This window comes from Massilia sp. LXY-6, assembly GCF_051233485.1.
GTDB lineage: Bacteria > Pseudomonadota > Gammaproteobacteria > Burkholderiales > Burkholderiaceae_D > Telluria.
In genome coordinates this window covers 1-17,793 of sequence record NZ_JBKFGF010000027.1, presented here as the reverse complement: position 1 = coordinate 17,793, position 17,793 = coordinate 1, and the positions used below count along the sequence as shown (strand labels likewise).

The following is a 17,793-nucleotide window of genomic DNA, read 5'->3' as shown; positions in this document are numbered from 1 at the left end:
TGACCATAGCAAGTCGGTACCACCCCTTCCCATCCCGAACAGGACCGTGAAACGACTTTGCGCCGATGATAGTGCTGCAACCAGTGTGAAAGTAGGTTATCGTCAGGCTAATTATGATGCATAAGCCCGCCCAGTTAAGTCTGGGCGGGCTTTTTGCTTTGGGCGGCCGACTGCTATAGTCAACACCGGCTCGCCCGGAAATAGCGTGGCCGCCTCCCATCCACATCTTTTCTCTCGGCGGCATATGGAGATACGGCAGTTACGCTATTTTGCGAGTATTGTCGAACATGGCAGCATCGGCAAGGCAGCACTTGAACTCGGCCTGGTCACCTCGGCGTTGAGCCAACAGATCACGCGGCTGGAAAACGAACTCGCAACGAGGCTGCTGCAGCGAACCTCCACCGGCGTGATCCCCACCGATGCAGGCATCGCCTTCTTGAGGCAGGCGCAGCTCGCATTGCGGCACATCGACGATGCCGCGCTCGCCGCCCGCCAAGCCCGTCTTTCCGGCCACGTCAGCGTCGGCATGGCGCCCAGCACCTCGGGCGTCATGGGCCTGGCATTCATGCAGGCGATGCGTGAACGCTATCCGCATGTGCGGCTGCGGATGGTTGAAAGTCTCTCCGGCCACCTCGGATCGATGCTCGGCGCACGCCAGATCGATCTGGCCATCCTGTTTCGTGAAGAGCCGGTCCAACGCTGGAGCGTCATGCCGCTGCTGGACGAGAAGCTGTTCCTGGTCGGTCGCGCCGACCTGGCCGGTATGCCGTCCGGCCCGGAAGCGAAGCTGGGACAGCTGGGGAACTTGCCCTTGATCCTGCCGACCAGCAAGCACGGCTTGAGGTCGCTGCTCGATACGGCTTTCAGGCACGCCAACTATGAGCCGCATATTGCTGTGGAAGTGGATGGCCTGGCCATGCTGATGGATGCGGTACGCGGCGGTATCGGGGCCACGATCCAACCGGGGGCGGCGCTGGCCAGGGCCGAGAATACGGCGCTTGCCAGCGTCCCCGTCGCCGACGGCGAAGCCACGCGGCCGAACCTGATCGTCAGTGTGTCGGACGACGAATTGTCGCCGGCCGGACTTGCCGCACGCGTATTGCTGGCCGAGGTCGCCCGGACCCTGGTCGCGGACGGCCGCTGGCCAGGCGCCACCCTGCGCGAACCTGGTCTTCACAAAAACTGAAGACCTGTTGCCGCCGATGCGATAGCGGTAATCCCTCACCGTCCCTATAGTCTCCCTCCTGGACACTATCAGGGAGGCGACGGCAATGGTCGACGTTCTTGTCATTGGCGGGGGTAACGCAGCGCTATGCGCCGCCCTCATGGCGCGCGAAGCAGGCGCCTCGGTACTACTGCTCGAGTCGGCTCCGCGCGAATGGCGCGGCGGCAATTCCCAGCACACGCGCAACCTCCGTTGCATGCACGACGCTCCTCAGGACGTGCTGGTAGACGCTTACCCCGAAGAGGAATACTGGCAGGATCTGCTCAAGGTCACCGGCGGCATCACGAACGAACAGCTGGCGCGCATGACCATCCGCGCATCCTCCACCTGTCGCCCATGGATGCAAAAACACGGGGTGCGCTTTCAGCCGCCGCTGTCCGGTGCCTTGCATGTCGCGCGCACCAACGCCTTTTTTATGGGTGGCGGCAAGGCACTGGTGAATGCCTACTACCGCAGCGCGGAGGCGCTCGGGGTGCAGGTACTCTACGACACCCCGGTGGACGCGATCGAGCTCGACGGAAGCCGATTCATCGCGGCACGCAGCGGCAGCCGCCGCTTCACGGCACGCTCCTGCGTATTGGCCGCCGGCGGATTCGAATCGAACCGCGAGTGGTTGCGCGAAGCCTGGGGACAGAACGAGCGCGGCGAATGGCCTGCCGATAATTTCCTGATCCGGGGTACCCGCTTCAACAAGGGCGACCTGCTCAAATTCATGATCGACGCCGGGGCCGACAAGATCGGCGACCCGACGCAGGCGCACATGGTCGCCATCGATGCCCGCGCCCCCTTGTATGACGGCGGCATCTGCACGCGCATCGACTGCGTGTCGCTGGGCGTGGTCGTCAACCGTGATAGCCAGCGCTTTTATGACGAGGGCGAGGATTTCTGGCCGAAGCGCTACGCGATCTGGGGACGCCTGGTCGCGCAACAGCCCGGGCAGGTGGCGTATTCCATTATCGACGCCAAGGCGGTCGGCCGCTTCATGCCGCCGGTGTTCGCCGGTGAAAAGGCGGACACCCTTCCCGAGCTGGCCCGCAAGCTGGGATTGCCGGAAGCGGAATTCGTCAACACGGTCAGCGCCTACAACGCCGCCTGCAGCGCCGGCAGCTTCGATCACACGACGCTGGACGACTGCCATACCGAAAACCTGGTCCCGCCCAAAACGCACTGGGCGCGTCCGATCGACACCGCGCCTTTCTACGGCTACGCGCTGCGGCCGGGCGTCACCTTCACTTACCTCGGCCTGAAGGTCAACGACAAGGCGCAGGTCCACTTCGATGGGCAGCCCAGCGACAACCTGTTCGTTGCCGGCGAAATGATGGCGGGGAACGTGCTGGGCAAGGGATACACGGCAGGGGTCGGCATGTCGATCGGCACTGCCTTCGGCCGGATCGCCGGCACCGAGGCGGCCCGGGCCGCACAGGCGGCACAACGTCAATCTGGAGTTCAGTATGCAGAAGCTTGAAGCACTCGTCCGGGAGGCGCACGAGAGCGCGGCGCCGGCAACGCCCGCGGCGCGTGGACATTCCCGCGTCATCCCCATCGCGCGCCTGAGCGACAACGAATCCGAGGTCGCGCGGCAGATGCAGATCTGTAATGCCTGCCGCTACTGCGAAGGCTTTTGCGCGGTGTTTCCCGCGATGACGCGCCGGCTGGAATTCGGCAAGGCCGATGTGCATTACCTGGCCAACCTGTGCCACAACTGCGGGGCGTGCTACCACTCCTGCCAGTACGCGCCGCCGCACGAGTTTGCCGTGAACGTTCCGAAGGCGATGGCCAAGCTGCGCCTCGAGACCTATTCCGAGTACGCCTGGCCTTCCGCCGCCGGCGCCCTGTACAAACGCAACGGCCTCACGGTAGCCCTGGCCCTGGCTGCGAGCCTGGCCGTGTTCCTGATGCTGTCGATCGCTGCCAACGGCACGCTTTCCGGCGGCCCGCTGGGCGGAAATTTTTACGCGATCTTCCCGCACAATCAACTCGCTGCCATGTTCGGCGCGGTATTCGGATTTGCGATGCTCGCGCTCGGCATCGGCGTGGTCCGGTTCTGGCGCGACGTCTCGGCGGGAACCGCGACCGCGCCTGCGCTTGCCGAAGCTGCGAAAAATGTCCTGACGCTGACCTACCTGGACGGTGGGCATGGCGAAGGGTGTAACGAATCCGACGATGCCTTCACCCTGGCGCGGCGCCGCTTCCACCATTTCACGTTCTACGGTTTCATGCTGTGTTTTGCCGCCACCTCGGTGGCCACGCTCTACCACTACGTGCTCGGGCTGGAGGCGCCGTATCCGTTGTTCAGCCTGCCCGTCCTGCTCGGGACGGCGGGCGGCATCGGCCTCCTGATCGGCCCGGCCGGCCTGCTCTGGCTGAACCTGCGCCGCGACCCGCAGCACGGAGACGTGGCGCAGCGGCCGATGGATCGCGGCTTCATTGCCCTGTTACTGCTCATAAGCATCAGCGGACTGGCACTGCTGGCATGGCGCGACACCTCTGCCATGGCCGTGCTGCTCGCCCTGCATCTCGGCGTCGTCATGGCGCTGTTCGCAACGCTCCCGTACGGCAAATTCGCCCACGGAATCTACCGTTCGGCCTCGCTGCTCAAGGCCGCCATCGAAAAACGGCAGGCGAAAGGACTCAATCTCGGCTCGGACTAAGCATTTTTACAAAAAATATCAAGGAGACAGCAACATGGATTCATCGGCAGCAAGCACGCACGGCAAGCCCGGCCGCGGCTCGAAAGCAGGCGCCGTCCTGCGCGTGACGAGCGGAAACTTCCTCGAACAATTCGACTTTTTCTTGTTCGGTTTTTATGCGACCTATATTTCGAAAGTGTTCTTCCCGGCCAGCAGCGAATTTGCGTCGCTGATGCTGACCTTCGCCGTGTTCGGCGCGGGTTTCCTGATGCGGCCGCTCGGGGCGATCGTCCTTGGCGCCTATATCGACAAGGTCGGGCGCCGCAAGGGGCTGATCGTGACGCTCGCCATCATGGCCAGCGGTACGATCCTGATTGCCTGCGTCCCCGGTTACCAGACCATCGGCTTTCTGGCCCCGCTGCTGGTGCTCGTGGGGCGGCTGCTGCAGGGGTTTTCGGCCGGTGCCGAGCTTGGCGGCGTATCGGTCTACCTCGCTGAAATGGCAATGCCCGGCCGCAAGGGCTTCTATACCGCCTGGCAATCGGCCAGCCAGCAGATTGCCATCGCGGTCGCCGCGACACTCGGCTACTGCCTGAACGAATGGCTGAGCGTGGAAGAGATCGGCGCCTGGGGCTGGCGCATTCCTTTCTTCATCGGCTGCCTGATCGTGCCGTTCATCTTCTTCCTGCGCCGTTCGCTGCAGGAAACGGATGAGTTCAAGGCACGCGTGCATCATCCGTCCGCCGGAGAAGTGCTGCGGACGATGCTCGAGAACTGGAAGACCGTCATCGCCGGCATGCTGCTGGTCGCGATGACCACCACGACCTTTTACCTGATCACGGTGTATACCCCGACCTTCGGCAGATCCGTGCTGCACCTGTCGACCGCGGATAGCCTGATCGTCACGCTGTGCGTCGGCCTGTCGAATTTCTTCTGGCTGCCGATCGGCGGCGCATTGTCGGACCGGATCGGCCGCCGTCGCATCATGGTCGTCATTACCCTGCTTGCCATCTGCACGGCTTACCCGGCACTCTCGTGGCTGGCCGCGGCGCCCAGCTTCGGCCGCATGCTGATCGTACTGCTCTGGTTCTCGTTCTTCTTCGGCATGTACAACGGTGCGATGGTGGCCGCGCTCACGGAAGTCATGCCCGCGAATATCCGGGTCGCGGGCTTCTCGCTCGCCTTCAGTCTCGCCACGGCCGTGTTCGGCGGCTTCACGCCGGCGATATCGACTTACCTGATCCAGCTGACCGGCGACAAGGCTGCGCCGGGTTACTGGCTGACGTTTGCGGCGATATGCGGTCTTTACGCTACCTTCACGCTGTACCGCAACGCCCCGCAGGCTGCCAAGGCAGCCGGAGCGGCGCCACTGGCACGCCGGACACCCATCCGCTGACGGTCTGCCGTTCAGCGTGCCTTCTTCTGGTACGTCCCCGTCAGCTGGCCTTGCGCCAGGATGTGGCCGCCCATCGCTTTTTCCAGGTCGGCCTTGGTCGGGTGGCCGAGGTCCGGCAGCACCACGTCCAGCGCATACAGTTTATGGACGTAGCGGTGGCGCCCCACCGGCGGACAGGGGCCGCCGTACGCGCTCTTCTTCCAGTCGTTCAGGCCGGTACGCGTACCCGGCGGCAGGTCGGTGCCGCGCACGCTGGAGGGCAGCTTGGCTGCGGAGAGGGGAATGTTGTAGAGCACCCAATGTACCCAGGTCATCTTGGGCGCCGCGGGATCGGGCGCATCCGGATCGTCGATGACAAGGGCAAGGCTTTTGGTTCCCGCCGGGACGCCCGTCCAGGAAAGGGCGGGAGAGGTGTCGGATCCCTCGCAGGTGTGCACTGCCGGAATGTTGCCGCCGGCATCGAAGTCGGCCGAGACAAGGGACAGGCTCATGGCTAGCTCCTCTAAAAAAAATGCCGGAGGAAGACGGCTTCCCCCGGCATTTCGACAGCACCCGGCCGTCCGGGTTGCGAATTCCGCTCGGTACTTCCCGTTTTATTTCGCGATCAGCACCAGGGTGCCACGCCCGCACACGCCATAGCTCGTGTTCTCGCCGCCGAGCAGGTCTTCCGCTCCGGGTGAGCGCACCTGGCCTGTGCCTTCGGCCCAGCCGCAGGTATCGGTGACGCGGTACCAGTTCTTGCCGCTACCTGGCCACGGTAGCACGAAGTTCACCTGGGCGCTCCAGGCATTGTGCGCGAGGTAGATTGCCGAGGCCGTGTCGCCGAATTCGCTACCGTCGATGCGCCAGGCGATCGCGTGGCTGTTGGCGTCGTTGAAATAGGTCGAGTCGGCCACTGTCCCGTCCGGCTTGAACCAGCGCAGCTGTTCCATCACGTTGCCGTTGTTGTCGACGCTCGAATAGAAATTCGCCGGACGCAGCGCCGGATGTGCCTTGCGGAAGGCGATCATGCCCTTGGCGAATGCCTCGAAATTGCTCTGGTCCGTGCTGCGGGTCCAGTTCAGCCAGTTCGCCGTCGAGTCCAGGTTGTAGGGGTTGTTGTTGCAGTTCAGGCTGCGCAGCGCTTCGTCGCCGCCGACCAGCATCGGCACGCCGGCCGACACCATCATCAGCGCCAGGCCATTGCGCGCCGCCTTGCGCTGGTCGGCCGCGATGCCGCCCTGGTCCCAGCTGTTGTTGTTGTCCTCGCCGCCATCGCTCGGACCGTAGGGCCAGGCCTGGGTATTGTTCTTGCTGTTGCAGCTGTACAGGTCCTTCAGCGTAAAACCGTCGTGTGCCGTCATGAAGTTGATGGAGTGCCAGGGCATGCGGCCATCGTCACCGTACAGGTCGCTCGATCCGGCAAAGCGCGTCGCCATGGTGCCGGTCGTGACCGTCACCGAGCCCAGCTTGTTTTGCGCCTGGCGCACCGTGTCTCGGTAGGCGCCGTTCCACTCCGCCCAGCCACTCGGAAAGCCGCCGACCTGGTAGGAGTTGCCGCCGATGGCCCAGGGTTCGGCGATCAGGTCGACACCGCTGCCACCTGCGGCCGGGCGCGGCGGCAGTTCGGCCACGATGCGGTTCAGCGCGTTACCCGAATCCATCTTGTCGAAGTTGTAGCAGCCGTGCTCGCAAGTGTTGCCGAGTACCGAGGCCAGGTCGAAGCGGTAGCCGTCCACGCCCAGCGTGTCGCGCCAGTAGGCCAAGGAGTCGACGATCAGGTTCTGGGCGACCGGGTTGTGGGTGTTGTAGTTACCGCCGACGCCGGTGTTGTCCCAGGAATTCTGGAAGTCCGAGGTCAGGCTGTAGTAGGTCGGGTTGTCCAGCCCGCGCATACCCATGATGTTGTAGGTGGTCTTGTCGGTCGACGACCAGGCGTAGCCTTCGCCGGTATGGTTGTAGACCACGTCGATCAGGACCTTGATGCCCTGGTCGTGGAAGGCTTTCACCATTTCCTTGAATTCGCGCGTCGGGCCGCCCGCCGTCTTGTCGTAGGCATAGCGGCGGTCCGGCGCGAAATAGTTCAATGTGCTGTAGCCCCAGTAGTTGTCGCCGGTGTCGCTGTTGGGGTCGGCGTCGTTGGTGTCGTTCTGGGTTTCCTGCACCGGCAGGAATTCGACCGCCGTCACGCCCAGGCTGGCGAGGGCCGGCGCCTTCAGCCCCGCGCCCTTGTAGGTGCCGCGGTAGGCCGCCGTGATGCCGGCGTCGTTCATGGTCAGGCCGCGCAGGTGCGTCTCGTACACCACGTCGTCCTTCAGCGCGCGCGTCGGCTTGGTGCCGATGGATTGCGTGTCGCCGTTCAGCACGATGCCTTTCGGAGCGGAGGAGCCGCTGTCGATGTTGCGGTAGGTGGCGCCGCTGGCGTAGATGGTCCCGTTGCTCATCGTCGCCGTGGTCGGGTCGTGGCTCATCTCGAGCGCGTAGGGATCGAGCAGCAGCTTGTTCGGATTGAAGCGGTTGCCGTTGGCGTCGACGTCGCTGATGAAGCCGGTGCCTGAACCCTTGGTCCAGCTGCTGCTGTAGGGCCAGTTCGGCCCCCAGGCGCGGTAGCCGTAGTAGATGGTGCCGGTAAGGCCCAGGCTGGTGAGGGTGGTGGACGGAATGCTCGCGCTCCAGACGCCGCCCGTACCCAGGTTCATGATGTAGCGCCCCTTTTCGGCGGTGCCGGTGGCGGCGCTGTACAGGTAGAGTTCGATGCGGGTCGCGCGGCTCGAGTACACCTTGAAGGTAAGATTCGATTTGGTGCTGTCGTAACTGGCGCCGAGCTTGTTGGGATTGATGGCCGCCGAGGCGGGCGCCCCGGTAAAGGCGAACGCGAGCATTGCCGCGATCAGGCATTTCTGAAACTGCATGCTTGTCTCCGATGTCGTTATTGACTTATGTAGCCCGACTACATATACGGCCGGGCTTGTTAATCAATCTACGCTCAGAGATATTTACAGTCAATGGTGCGCGAGTAGTTTTACTACTGGTCACTCGAGATGGATCAGGCTTGCAGTATCAGGCTTGAGATAGCGGCGCCGGGTCCTGCCTGGCAGCTTCCTCCGCGCGCTGCTTGCCCCGGCTGATGCTCTCGCCGTCGCTGCGGCGCAGGCGCCAGAACACGAACGAAGACAGCATCGTCGTGACGGCCAGCGCCAGGAAGGCGTGATGCAGGGCCGAAGTCACCATCAGCTGGTTGGTCTGCGGCACGCGGCCGAGGAACCAGGCCGTCACCAGCGAACCGCTGGCCAGGCCGAAACTCATCGACAATTGCTGGAACGAGCTGGCGATCGTGCTCGCCATGCTCGAGTCCTGCTGGGCGACGTCCGCATAGGCCAGCGTATTCATGCTGGAGAATTGCAGCGAATTGAAGAAGCCCTGCAGCAGGCCGATGCCGGCGATCGCATACCAGGGCGTACCCGGCCCGACCAGCGCGAACAGCGCGATCGTCAGGCCGATGCAAATCGTGTTCACGATCAGTACCTGGCGGTAGCCGAAGCGCGCCAATACCTTCGGTGCGATCAGCTTCATGCCCATCGCGGCGGCCGCGGTCGGCATCATCAGGAGACCCGATTGCCAGGCCGGCAGCTTCAAGCCCAGCTGGTACAGCAGCGGCAGCAGGAAGGGCAGGCCGCCGATCCCCAGGCGCGTGATGAAGCCGCCCAGCACCGAGATGCGGAAGGTGCGCACCTTCAGCAGCGCCAGGCGCAGCAGTGGATGCTTGTGCTCGCTCGCATGCCAGACGTAAGCCGCCAGCAGCGCCACCGACAGGCCCAGCATCAGCAGCATGGTCACCATGTCGAGCGTGTGCTCGCCGAAGATCTCAAGCAGCCAGGACAGCAGCGCCGTGCCCGAACTGAACAGGATCAGGCCGATGACGTCCAGCGGGCGCGGCTCGGCGCCCTTGTAGTCCGGCATGTAGCGATGTACCAGGAACAGCGCCAGCAGGCCGACCGGCACGTTGACGAAGAAGATCGCGCGCCACGAACTCCAGTGCACGATCAGGCCCCCGACCGTGGGGCCGAGCAACGGACCGATCAGGGCCGGCAGGATCACGAAGTTCATCGCGCTCAGCAGTTCGTTCTTGGGGAAGGTGCGGATGATGGCCAGGCGCCCGACCGGCATCATCATCGCCCCGCCCAGGCCCTGCAGCAGGCGTGCCACCACCATCATTTCCGCATTCACCGACAGCCCGCACAGCACCGAGGCCACCGTGAAGATCGCGATGGCGATGAAGAACACGCGCCGGGTGCCGAAACGGTCGGCCATCCAGCCACTCACCGGGATGCCGACGGCGAGGCTGAGGATATAACTGGTGACGACGGATTTCAGGCTCAGCGGGGTGACTTGCAGGCTGGCCGCGATGCTAGGAATGGCGGTGTTGACGATGGTGGCGTCGAGCTGCTCCATGAACAGGGCAGTGGCCACCAGCCAGGGGAGGTAGCGCTTGGCGGTGCTGGTATCGGTCATTGGGTGATTGTCACATAAATCATCCAAGGCCGATGTCTGCTAAGACCGGGGTCAGAGCCCACCCGCGAAAACCGGGCTCTGACCCCTCCGATCCTGACCCCTCCGATCAGTAGTGGTAGCTGGCCTTGACCATGAACAGGTTCACGCCGCCGTTCGGATGCTTGATGCCGCCGTTCGAATAGTGCTGCATGCGCGCGCCCAGTTCCCACTTGTTCGCGAACACGTAACCGACACCCACGTGGTCGGCAAATTCATAGGCGGTCGACAGCTGCCTGTGGGTGTTGCGGTACACGTCCGAGAACAGGGCGGCGCCGATGCCGGCGTCGGCGTAGAAGCCGAGCTTGTTATCCGCTTCCCAACGGAAGACCGGGGTGATGCCGATCACGGCCAGGTTATGGCGGTTGCCAGGCACGTCCAGCCACTGGTTGGCGCGCCAGTAGGCGATGTTGGCGTCCCAATAGCCTGACAGGTGGTAGCCGCGCGTGGCCAGCCAGTTCCGGTTCCAGTCCTTCTGGGCCGCCAGGCGCAGCACCTGCACATGCTCGCCGCCGCCGGCTTCGACCGAGTAGGAGTCGACCAGGCCGTTCTGGGCATGGCTTGCCTGGGCGGCGAACAGGGCGGTCGCGGCTGCCAGCGAGGCAGCGATTTTCTTGTTGGACAACATCTTGTTCCTTTATCAAATTACGCCGTACAAAAGTAAAAAAAGCGGCGAATCCCGATATTCTAGCGAGGTCCGGGTTTTAGCGTGGCCGGTCCATCAATTGTTAGAATCGAACGACATCGACAACGAGACCACCATGACCCTCCCAACCCTGGCATTTCTCGGCATCGGCCTGATGGGCAAGCCGATGGCAACCCGGCTGACGCAAGCCGGCTATCCGCTCCACGTCTGGAACCGCACGGCGGCCAAGGCCGAACCCTTGCGCACGGCCGGCGCGATTCCCCAGGCGGACCTGCACGACGCCGTACGCGAGGCCAACATCGTGATTTCGATCCTGGAAGCGGGACCGATCGTCGGCGAGGTGCTCGCCGCCGCCCTGCCGGCCTTGAAGAAGAACGCGCTCTGGATCGACATGAGTTCCACCCGCCAGGACGAGGCCCTGGCCTTCCATGCGCAGCTGCAGCAGGCGGGCTGCCGCTTCCTCGATGCGCCGGTGTCCGGCGGGGTGGTGGGCGCCGAGGCGGGCAAGCTGGCGATCATGGCGGGCGGCGACGCCGCCGATTTCGACGAGGCCGCACCCGTGCTCGACACGCTGGGCTCGCCCACCCTGGTGGGACCGGCCGGCAGCGGCCAGGTGGCCAAGCTGTGCAACCAGCTGATCGTCGGCGCCACGATCAATGTCGTCGCCGAGGCCCTGCTGCTGGCCCAGGCCGCGGGCGCCGATCCGGCCGCCGTGCGCGAGGCGATCCGCGGCGGCTTTGCCGGCAGCCGCGTGCTGGAAGTGCATGGCCAGCGCATGCTGGAGCGGAATTTCATGCCGGGCGGGCAGGTCAAGATCCAGCTGAAGGATCAACGGAACATCCTGGCGGCAGCGGCCCGGGCCGGGGTGACCCTGCCGGTGACGGAATTGGTGACGCGGCAGTACGAGACCATCGAGGCCGATTTGCCGGCGGCCGATCATGCGGCGGCGCTGATCGCGCTGGAGCGGATGAATCCGGGCAAGCGTGTTGGCGATGCGGCCGACACGCTGCCCGACAGCGCTACTTAGGCGCCCGCAGGCAAGCTCATCTCGGCCAGCCGCACCCAATAGCTGGCGCCGATCGGCAGCAGCTGGTCGTTGAAGTCATAGCTGCCGTTGTGCAGTTGGCAAGGGCCGAGGCCGTGGCCGCCGAGGCGGTGAGCGCCGTCGCCATTGCCGAGGAAGACATAGCAGCCCGGCTTGGCCTGCAGCATGAAGGCGAAATCCTCGGCGCCCATGGTCGGCTCGACGTTGGTATCGACATTCTCTGCGCCGACCACCGCCTTCATCGCCTCGATCGCGAAGGCCGTCTGCGCGGCGTGGTTCACCAGCGGCGGGTAGTTGCGCTTGAACGAGAAGTCGACGCCCGCATTGAAGGCGGCGGCCACGCCGTTCGCCATGTCCTGCATGCGGCGTTCGACCAGGTCCAGCACGTCGGTGGTGAAGGTGCGCACGGTGCCGATCAGCACGGCTTCGTCGGGAATCACGTTGGTGGCGCTGCCGGCATGGATCTGGGTAATCGACAGCACGGCGGTATCGAGCGGATTCTTTTCGCGCGAGATGATGGTCTGCCAGCCTTGCGCGATCTGCACCGCCACCATTACCGGGTCGATGCCGCGGTGCGGCTGCGCGGCATGGGCGCCCTTGCCTTTCACGACCACGCGGAATTCGTTACTGGACGCCATCATCGGTCCGGCGACGACGCCGAATTTGCCGGCTGCCATACCCGGCCAGTTGTGCAGGCCGTACACCGCATCCATCGGGAAGCGCTCGAACAGGCCATCGTCGATCATGCGGCGGGCGCCGGCGCCGCCTTCCTCGGCCGGCTGGAAAATCAGGTACACGGTGCCGTCGAAGTTGCGGTTCTGCGACAGATAGTGGGCTGCACCCAACAGCATTGCCGTATGACCGTCATGGCCGCACGCATGCATCTTGCCGGCGTGGCGCGACGCGTGCTCAAATGTGTTGAGTTCCTGCATCGGCAGCGCATCCATGTCGGCGCGCAGGCCGATCGCGCGGGAGGAGGTACCGTTCTTGATGATGCCGACCACGCCGGTGACGCCCAGGCCGCGCACGACCGGGATGCCCCATTCGGTCAGACGCCTGGCCACCACGTCGGCGGTACGTTGTTCTTCGTAGCAGAGTTCGGGGTGCGCGTGGATGTCGCGGCGGATTGTCTCGAGTTCCGCCTGGTGCGCGAGGATAGGTTCGACGAGTCTCATTCTGTTCTCCCTATACATGTTTTCAACTATTGTAGCCCTTCCGCCGCAGCCAGTGCCAGTCCCGTCACATGGGCCGCAGGAATCGTCTAAACTATTGGTTTCTCGACGTTTTTCCCGGATCTGACTCGATGACCAAGACCCTTGTCAGGGCGACCTGCCCGCATGACTGCCCCGATACCTGCGCGATCCTCGTCACCGTGGAGGATGGCGTCGCGACGGAGGTCAAGGGCGATCCGGATCATCCGACCACGGCCGGGGTGCTGTGCACCAAGGTCTCGCGCTATGTCGAGCGCACCTATCACCCGGACCGCCTGTTGACGCCCATGCGGCGCGTCGGCCGGAAGGGGGAGGGGAAGTTCGAGCCCATCAGCTGGGAGCAGGCCCTCGAGGAGATCGCGGCGCGCTTGAAGCCGATCGCCGCGCGCGACCCGCAGGCCATCCTGCCCTACAGCTATTGCGGCACCATGGGACTGGTGCAGGGCGAGGCGATGGCGATGCGCTTCTTTAACAAGCTGGGCGCTTCCTTCCTCGATCGCACCGTGTGCGCGACCGCGGGCTTTACCGGCTACAAATACACCATCGGTGCGTCGATCGGCACCGACATCGAACAGTTCCAGGATGCCAAGCTGATCCTGATCTGGGGCGGCAACCCGATCGCCTCCAACCTGCATTTCTGGATGCGGGTGCAGGAAGCCAAGCGCCGCGGCGCGAAGCTGATCGCGATCGACCCCTATTGCTCCCTGACGGCTGAGAAGTGCCACCAGCACATTGCCGTCATGCCGGGCACGGACAGCGCGCTGGCGCTGGGGATGATGCACGTGCTGGTCAAGGAAAACCTGCTGGACCACGATTACATTGCTCAACACACGCTCGGCTTCGCGCAGCTGAAGGACCGCGTGGCGGAATGGACCCCGAAGCGCACCGCCGAGACCTGCGGCATCACGGCCGAGGAAGTCATCGAACTGGCGCGCGAATACGGCCAGGCTGCGATGCGCGGCGAACCGGTGGCGATCCGCATGAACTACGGCCTGCAGCGCGTGCGCGGCGGCGGCATGGCGGTGCGCAACATCGCTTGCCTGCCGGCCCTGGTCGGCGCCTGGCGCCACGCGGCCGGCGGCGTCCAGCTGTCGACCTCGGGTTCCTTCCCGGCGAACAAGGTGGCGCTGCAGCGCCCGGACCTGCTGCAGGGCCGCCTGTCAGGTGGCCGTCTCCCGCGCACCATCAACATGAACACCATCGGCGACGATTTGCTGAAAGAGGCGTCGCCGGAATTCGGCCCGAAGATCGAGGCCGTCATCGTCTATAACGCGAACCCGGTGGCGATCGCGCCGGATTCGTCGAAAGTGCAGCGCGGCTTCGAGCGCGAGGATCTGTTCACGGTGGTGCTGGAACACTTCCAGACCGACACCGCCGACTACGCGGACATCCTGCTGCCGGCCACCACCCAGCTCGAGCACGTCGACGCCCACCTCGCCTACGGCCACCTGTACATGATGGCGAACAACGCGGCGATTTCCCCGCTGGGCGAGGCCAAGCCGAACACCGAGATCTTCCGCCTGCTGGCCAAATGCATGGGTTTCATCGATCCGGCCTTCGACGAAACCGACGACGAGCTGGCGGCGCAGGCCTTCGACAAGCAGGACGTGCGCGCCGTGCACTTCGACTGGGAATCGCTGAAGCGCAGCGGCTGGAGCAAGCTGAACATGCCGGCCGCGCCGTTCGCGGAAGGCGGCTTCCCGACCCCGTCCGGCAAGTGCGAGTTGTATTCCGAATCGATGCTGCTCGATGGCCTCGATCCGCTGCCGACCTATATCCCGAATTACGAATCCGTGGCATCCAGCCCCGAACTGGCGCAGAAATATCCGTTGGCGATGATTTCTCCGCCGGCCAGGAACTTCCTCAACTCTACCTTTGTCAATGTCCAGAGTCTTCGCGCCACCGAGGGCGAACCGCACCTGGACATCCATCCTCTTGATGCTGCTTCGCGCGGCATTGAAGACAAAGATATGGTGCGCATCTTCAATGACCGGGGCTCGTTCGTCGCGCGAGCCCGGGTCACCCCCAAAGCACGGGCCGGCCTTGTGGTCGGCCTGTCGATCTGGTGGAAAAAGCTCGCCAGCGACGGCAAGAACGCCAACGAAGTAACCAGCCAGCGCCTGACCGACATGGGCCGGGCGCCGACTTTCTACGACACGCTGGTGCAGGTGGAAAAAGCATGACCAGAAGCCGCACCATGATGAACCTACGACATGAAACTTTCGCGAATCACCCCGCGCCTCCGCATCCTGCTCCTGGCGGGCACGGCGGCGGGGCTGCTGGCCAGCTGCTCGACGCTGGATTACTACACGCAGGCTGCCCAAGGGCAGTTTGAACTCCTGTCGGACGCCCGTCCGATCGACGACTGGATCGCCGACCCCGGCACCAGCACCAGACTGCGCCTCCGCCTGGAGACGGCGCGCCAGATCCGCCGCTTCGCTGTTAGCGAAATGGCTTTACCGGATAACAAGAGCTACAAGAACTACGCCGCCCTCAAGCGCAAGTACGTGCTGTGGAACGTGGTCGCCACGCCCGAGCTCTCGCTCAAGCCTCTGGTGTGGTGCTTCCCGGTGGCCGGCTGCGTGAACTACCGCGGCTACTACAGCAAGGAAGCGGCCGAGTCGTATGCCAAGCAGCTGAAGGCGGACGGCAACGACGTCGAAGTCGGCGGCGTGCCGGCGTATTCGACCCTGGGCTGGTTCAATGATCCCTTGATCTCGACCTTCATCAACTACCCGGATGCCGAGCTGGCGCGCATGATCTTCCACGAGCTGGCGCACCAGATCGTGTATGCGCAGGGCGACTCGCAGTTCAACGAGTCCTTCGCCAGCACGGTGGAAGAGGTGGGGGTGGAACGCTGGATGGAGCGCTTCGGCAACCAGGCCATGCGCGACGGCTATGCCCGCTACAAGAGCCGCAAGCACGATTTCCTGGCGCTGCTGCTCAAGTACCGCAAGGCCCTCGAGCAGAACTACGCCCTGGTCGACCGCAGCGACAGCGAGAAGCGCGCGGTCAAGGCGCGCCTGTTCCAGGAGCTGAAGGACGAGTACCAGGTCCTGAAGGGCAACTGGGGCGGCTATGCCGGCTACGACCGCTTCTTCGAGCAGCCGCTGTCGAACGCCCACCTGGCCTCGATCGCGACCTACGAGGATTTCGTGCCGGCCTTCCGCGCCATGCTCAGGCGTGACGGCAGCTTCCCGCGCTTCTACAAGTCGGTCAAGCAGCTGGCCGAGCTGGACCGCGCCGACCGCCACCGCATCCTGAAGGCGCTGACGCCGCCGCTTCCCCCGGCGCCGCTGATGGTGCAGCGCAGCGAAGTCTCCACGGTTGGCGGACGCTAGAATTCATGTTCGAATTGCTTTAAAAATGCTTGCTATCGGGCGCGCTGCCCGATAGCATCATATAAAGCAAGTAAGCACGACCGTGCGTTTTTTTTCGGTCGGGCGGCCCAGACAGAATAAAACCACTGGAGACAGGCACCCGATGGACAAGATTTGGCTCAAGTCGTACCCGCCCGGCGTTCCCGCGGAAATCGATCCCGACCAGTACGGCTCGCTCGTGCAGCTGCTGGAAGAGTCGTTCCAGAAGTACGCCGCGAATAACGCTTTCGTCTGCATGGACAAGTTCCTCACCTACGCGGAACTGGACGTGATGTCGAAGCGCCTGGCGGCCTGGCTGCAAAGCCGCGGCATGGCCAAGGGCGCGCGCGTGGCCGTGATGATGCCGAACGTGCTGCAGTATCCGGTGGCGCTGGCCGCCATCCTGCGCGCCGGCTACACGGTCGTGAACGTGAATCCGCTGTACACGCCGCGCGAGCTGGAGCACCAGCTGAAGGACTCAGGCGCCGAAGCCATCATCGTGCTCGAGAACTTCGCGCACACGCTGCAGCAGGTGATGGGCAAGACTCCGGTGCGCCACGTGGTGGTGGCGAGCATGGGCGAGATGCTGGGCGGGGCCAAGGGCATGCTGGTGAACTTCGTGGTCCGCTCAATCAAGAAGATGGTGCCGGACTTCTCGCTGCCGAGCAGCGTGCGCTTCAAGGAGGCGCTGGCGCAGGGCGCGAAGATGCCGTTCCAGCCGCCGCAGCTGAAGAACAGCGACGTCGCCTTCCTGCAGTACACCGGCGGCACCACCGGCGTGTCGAAGGGCGCGACCCTGACGCACCGGAACGTGATCGCCAACCTGCTGCAGGGCGAAGCCTGGTCCGCGGTGGCGATGAACCAGCCGCCGGTGGTCGAGTTTCCGACCATCGTGTGTGCGCTGCCGCTGTACCACATCTTCGCGCTGACCGTCTGCGCGCTGTGGGGCATGCGGGTGGGGGCGCTGAACATCCTGATCCCGAACCCGCGCGACATCCCGGGCTTCATCAAGGAGCTGGGCAAGTACAAGTTCAATTCGCTGCCGGCCGTGAACACGCTGTACAACGCGCTGGTGAACCATCCGGATTTCAGGCACCTGGACTTCTCGGGCCTGAAGCTGGCGAACGGCGGCGGCATGGCGGTGCAGCAGGCGGTCAACGACCAGTGGAAGGCGATCACCGGCAAGCATATCGTCGAGGGCTACGGCCTGTCCGAGACCTCGCCGGTGGCCACCGCGAACCGCTGCGACATCAGTGCCTTCACCGGCACGATCGGCCTGCCGATCCCGTCGACCGAGGTGGCGATCCTGGACGACGACGGCAAGGAGCTCCCGATCGGCAGCGTCGGCGAGATCGCGATCCGCGGCCCGCAGGTGATGGCCGGCTACTGGAACCGTCCGGACGAAACGGCCAAGGTCATGACGCCCGACGGCTACTTCAAGTCGGGCGACGTCGGCATCATGGACGAGAAGGGCTACGTGAAGATCGTCGACCGCAAGAAGGACATGATCCTGGTCTCCGGCTTCAACGTCTACCCGAACGAACTGGAAGGCGTGATCGCGGCCCACCCCGGCGTGCTGGAGTGCGCAGTGATCGGCGTGCCGGACGAACATTCCGGCGAGGCGGTCAAGGTGTTCGTGGTCAAGAAGGACCCGGCCCTGACGGCCGAACAGCTGATGGACTACTGCAAGCGCGAGCTCACCGGCTACAAGAAGCCGAAGTACATCGAATTCCGCAGCGAACTGCCGAAGACCA

The 17,793-nt window shown here is 64.2% G+C and carries 13 protein-coding genes and 1 rRNA gene; 9 read left to right on the top strand and 5 right to left on the bottom strand.

The genetic code is table 11. From position 1 onward, the window contains the following. From rrf to ACI48D_RS13940, 5 genes are all read left to right on the top strand, one after another. Positions 1 to 108, top strand: a 5S ribosomal RNA gene (rrf, locus tag ACI48D_RS13960); the annotation flags it as partial. Between the two features lie 136 nt (positions 109 to 244). After that, on the top strand, positions 245 to 1,186 hold the full coding sequence (locus ACI48D_RS13955; protein ID WP_435571838.1) for a LysR family transcriptional regulator: 942 nt from the start codon (positions 245 to 247) through the stop codon (positions 1,184 to 1,186). A gap of 85 nt (positions 1,187 to 1,271) precedes the next feature. Next, positions 1,272 to 2,690 carry an FAD-dependent tricarballylate dehydrogenase TcuA gene (gene tcuA, locus ACI48D_RS13950; RefSeq protein ID WP_435571837.1) on the top strand — a complete coding sequence of 473 codons (1,419 nt, stop codon included), beginning with the start codon at positions 1,272 to 1,274 and terminating at the stop codon, positions 2,688 to 2,690. Beyond that, on the top strand, positions 2,677 to 3,876 hold the full coding sequence (tcuB, locus tag ACI48D_RS13945; RefSeq protein ID WP_435571836.1) for a tricarballylate utilization 4Fe-4S protein TcuB: 1,200 nt from the start codon (positions 2,677 to 2,679) through the stop codon (positions 3,874 to 3,876). Before tcuA ends, tcuB begins: the two co-directional genes overlap by 14 nt. Before the next feature lie 34 nt (positions 3,877 to 3,910). Beyond that, complete coding sequence (locus ACI48D_RS13940) at positions 3,911 to 5,251, top strand: MFS transporter (RefSeq protein WP_435571835.1); 1,341 nt, start codon at positions 3,911 to 3,913, stop codon at positions 5,249 to 5,251. A gap of 11 nt (positions 5,252 to 5,262) precedes the next feature. Here the strand turns inward: ACI48D_RS13940 and ACI48D_RS13935 are convergent, their stop codons facing one another. From ACI48D_RS13935 to ACI48D_RS13920, 4 genes are all read right to left on the bottom strand, one after another. Next, complete coding sequence (locus ACI48D_RS13935) at positions 5,263 to 5,742, bottom strand: YbhB/YbcL family Raf kinase inhibitor-like protein (RefSeq protein WP_435571834.1); 480 nt, start codon at positions 5,740 to 5,742, stop codon at positions 5,263 to 5,265. Positions 5,743 to 5,844: 102 nt separating this feature from the next. Beyond that, the gene (locus ACI48D_RS13930; RefSeq protein WP_435571833.1) at positions 5,845 to 8,142 is read right to left on the bottom strand and encodes an alpha-amylase family glycosyl hydrolase; all 2,298 of its coding nucleotides are present in this window, start codon (positions 8,140 to 8,142) and stop codon (positions 5,845 to 5,847) included. A 148-nt stretch (positions 8,143 to 8,290) separates the two neighbouring features. After that, the gene (locus ACI48D_RS13925) at positions 8,291 to 9,742 is read right to left on the bottom strand and encodes a DHA2 family efflux MFS transporter permease subunit (RefSeq protein WP_435571832.1); all 1,452 of its coding nucleotides are present in this window, start codon (positions 9,740 to 9,742) and stop codon (positions 8,291 to 8,293) included. A 106-nt stretch (positions 9,743 to 9,848) separates the two neighbouring features. Next, positions 9,849 to 10,406, bottom strand: a complete 558-nt coding sequence (locus tag ACI48D_RS13920) for an acyloxyacyl hydrolase (RefSeq protein ID WP_435571831.1) — start codon at positions 10,404 to 10,406, stop codon at positions 9,849 to 9,851. A gap of 133 nt (positions 10,407 to 10,539) precedes the next feature. Here ACI48D_RS13920 and ACI48D_RS13915 point away from each other — a divergent pair, with 133 nt between their 5' ends. Continuing rightward, the gene (locus ACI48D_RS13915; RefSeq protein ID WP_435571830.1) at positions 10,540 to 11,451 is read left to right on the top strand and encodes an NAD(P)-dependent oxidoreductase; all 912 of its coding nucleotides are present in this window, start codon (positions 10,540 to 10,542) and stop codon (positions 11,449 to 11,451) included. Here the strand turns inward: ACI48D_RS13915 and ACI48D_RS13910 are convergent. Beyond that, positions 11,448 to 12,644, bottom strand: coding sequence for a M20 aminoacylase family protein (locus ACI48D_RS13910; RefSeq protein WP_435571829.1), 1,197 nt, complete (start codon positions 12,642 to 12,644; stop codon positions 11,448 to 11,450). The genes ACI48D_RS13915 and ACI48D_RS13910 overlap by 4 nt on opposite strands. 128 nt (positions 12,645 to 12,772) lie before the next feature. On the opposite strand from ACI48D_RS13910, the gene ACI48D_RS13905 reads away from it, so the two are divergent. The 3 genes from ACI48D_RS13905 to ACI48D_RS13895 all read left to right on the top strand — a co-directional run. Then, the gene (locus tag ACI48D_RS13905) at positions 12,773 to 14,863 is read left to right on the top strand and encodes a molybdopterin-containing oxidoreductase family protein (RefSeq protein ID WP_435571828.1); all 2,091 of its coding nucleotides are present in this window, start codon (positions 12,773 to 12,775) and stop codon (positions 14,861 to 14,863) included. 30 nt (positions 14,864 to 14,893) lie between these two features. Further along, positions 14,894 to 16,021: an aminopeptidase gene (locus ACI48D_RS13900; RefSeq protein WP_435571827.1), complete on the top strand. Its 1,128-nt coding sequence runs from the start codon at positions 14,894 to 14,896 to the stop codon at positions 16,019 to 16,021. A 142-nt stretch (positions 16,022 to 16,163) separates the two neighbouring features. Continuing rightward, positions 16,164 to 17,793, top strand: a 1,630-nt coding sequence (locus ACI48D_RS13895) for a long-chain-fatty-acid--CoA ligase (RefSeq protein ID WP_435571826.1), incomplete at its 3' end; no start/stop codon positions are given.

Excerpts from the sequence above, each read along its gene's own strand:
- ACI48D_RS13955 (WP_435571838.1), top strand. The coding sequence starts at position 245 with ATGGAGATACGGCAGTTACGCTATTTTGCGAGTATTGTCGAACATGGC.
- tcuA (WP_435571837.1), top strand. The coding sequence starts at position 1,272 with ATGGTCGACGTTCTTGTCATTGGCGGGGGTAACGCAGCGCTATGCGCC.
- tcuB (WP_435571836.1), top strand. The coding sequence starts at position 2,677 with ATGCAGAAGCTTGAAGCACTCGTCCGGGAGGCGCACGAGAGCGCGGCG.
- ACI48D_RS13940 (WP_435571835.1), top strand. The coding sequence starts at position 3,911 with ATGGATTCATCGGCAGCAAGCACGCACGGCAAGCCCGGCCGCGGCTCG.
- ACI48D_RS13935 (WP_435571834.1), bottom strand. The coding sequence starts at position 5,742 with ATGAGCCTGTCCCTTGTCTCGGCCGACTTCGATGCCGGCGGCAACATT.
- ACI48D_RS13930 (WP_435571833.1), bottom strand. The coding sequence starts at position 8,142 with ATGCAGTTTCAGAAATGCCTGATCGCGGCAATGCTCGCGTTCGCCTTT.
- ACI48D_RS13925 (WP_435571832.1), bottom strand. The coding sequence starts at position 9,742 with ATGACCGATACCAGCACCGCCAAGCGCTACCTCCCCTGGCTGGTGGCC.
- ACI48D_RS13920 (WP_435571831.1), bottom strand. The coding sequence starts at position 10,406 with ATGTTGTCCAACAAGAAAATCGCTGCCTCGCTGGCAGCCGCGACCGCC.
- ACI48D_RS13915 (WP_435571830.1), top strand. The coding sequence starts at position 10,540 with ATGACCCTCCCAACCCTGGCATTTCTCGGCATCGGCCTGATGGGCAAG.
- ACI48D_RS13910 (WP_435571829.1), bottom strand. The coding sequence starts at position 12,644 with ATGAGACTCGTCGAACCTATCCTCGCGCACCAGGCGGAACTCGAGACA.
- ACI48D_RS13905 (WP_435571828.1), top strand. The coding sequence starts at position 12,773 with ATGACCAAGACCCTTGTCAGGGCGACCTGCCCGCATGACTGCCCCGAT.
- ACI48D_RS13900 (WP_435571827.1), top strand. The coding sequence starts at position 14,894 with ATGAAACTTTCGCGAATCACCCCGCGCCTCCGCATCCTGCTCCTGGCG.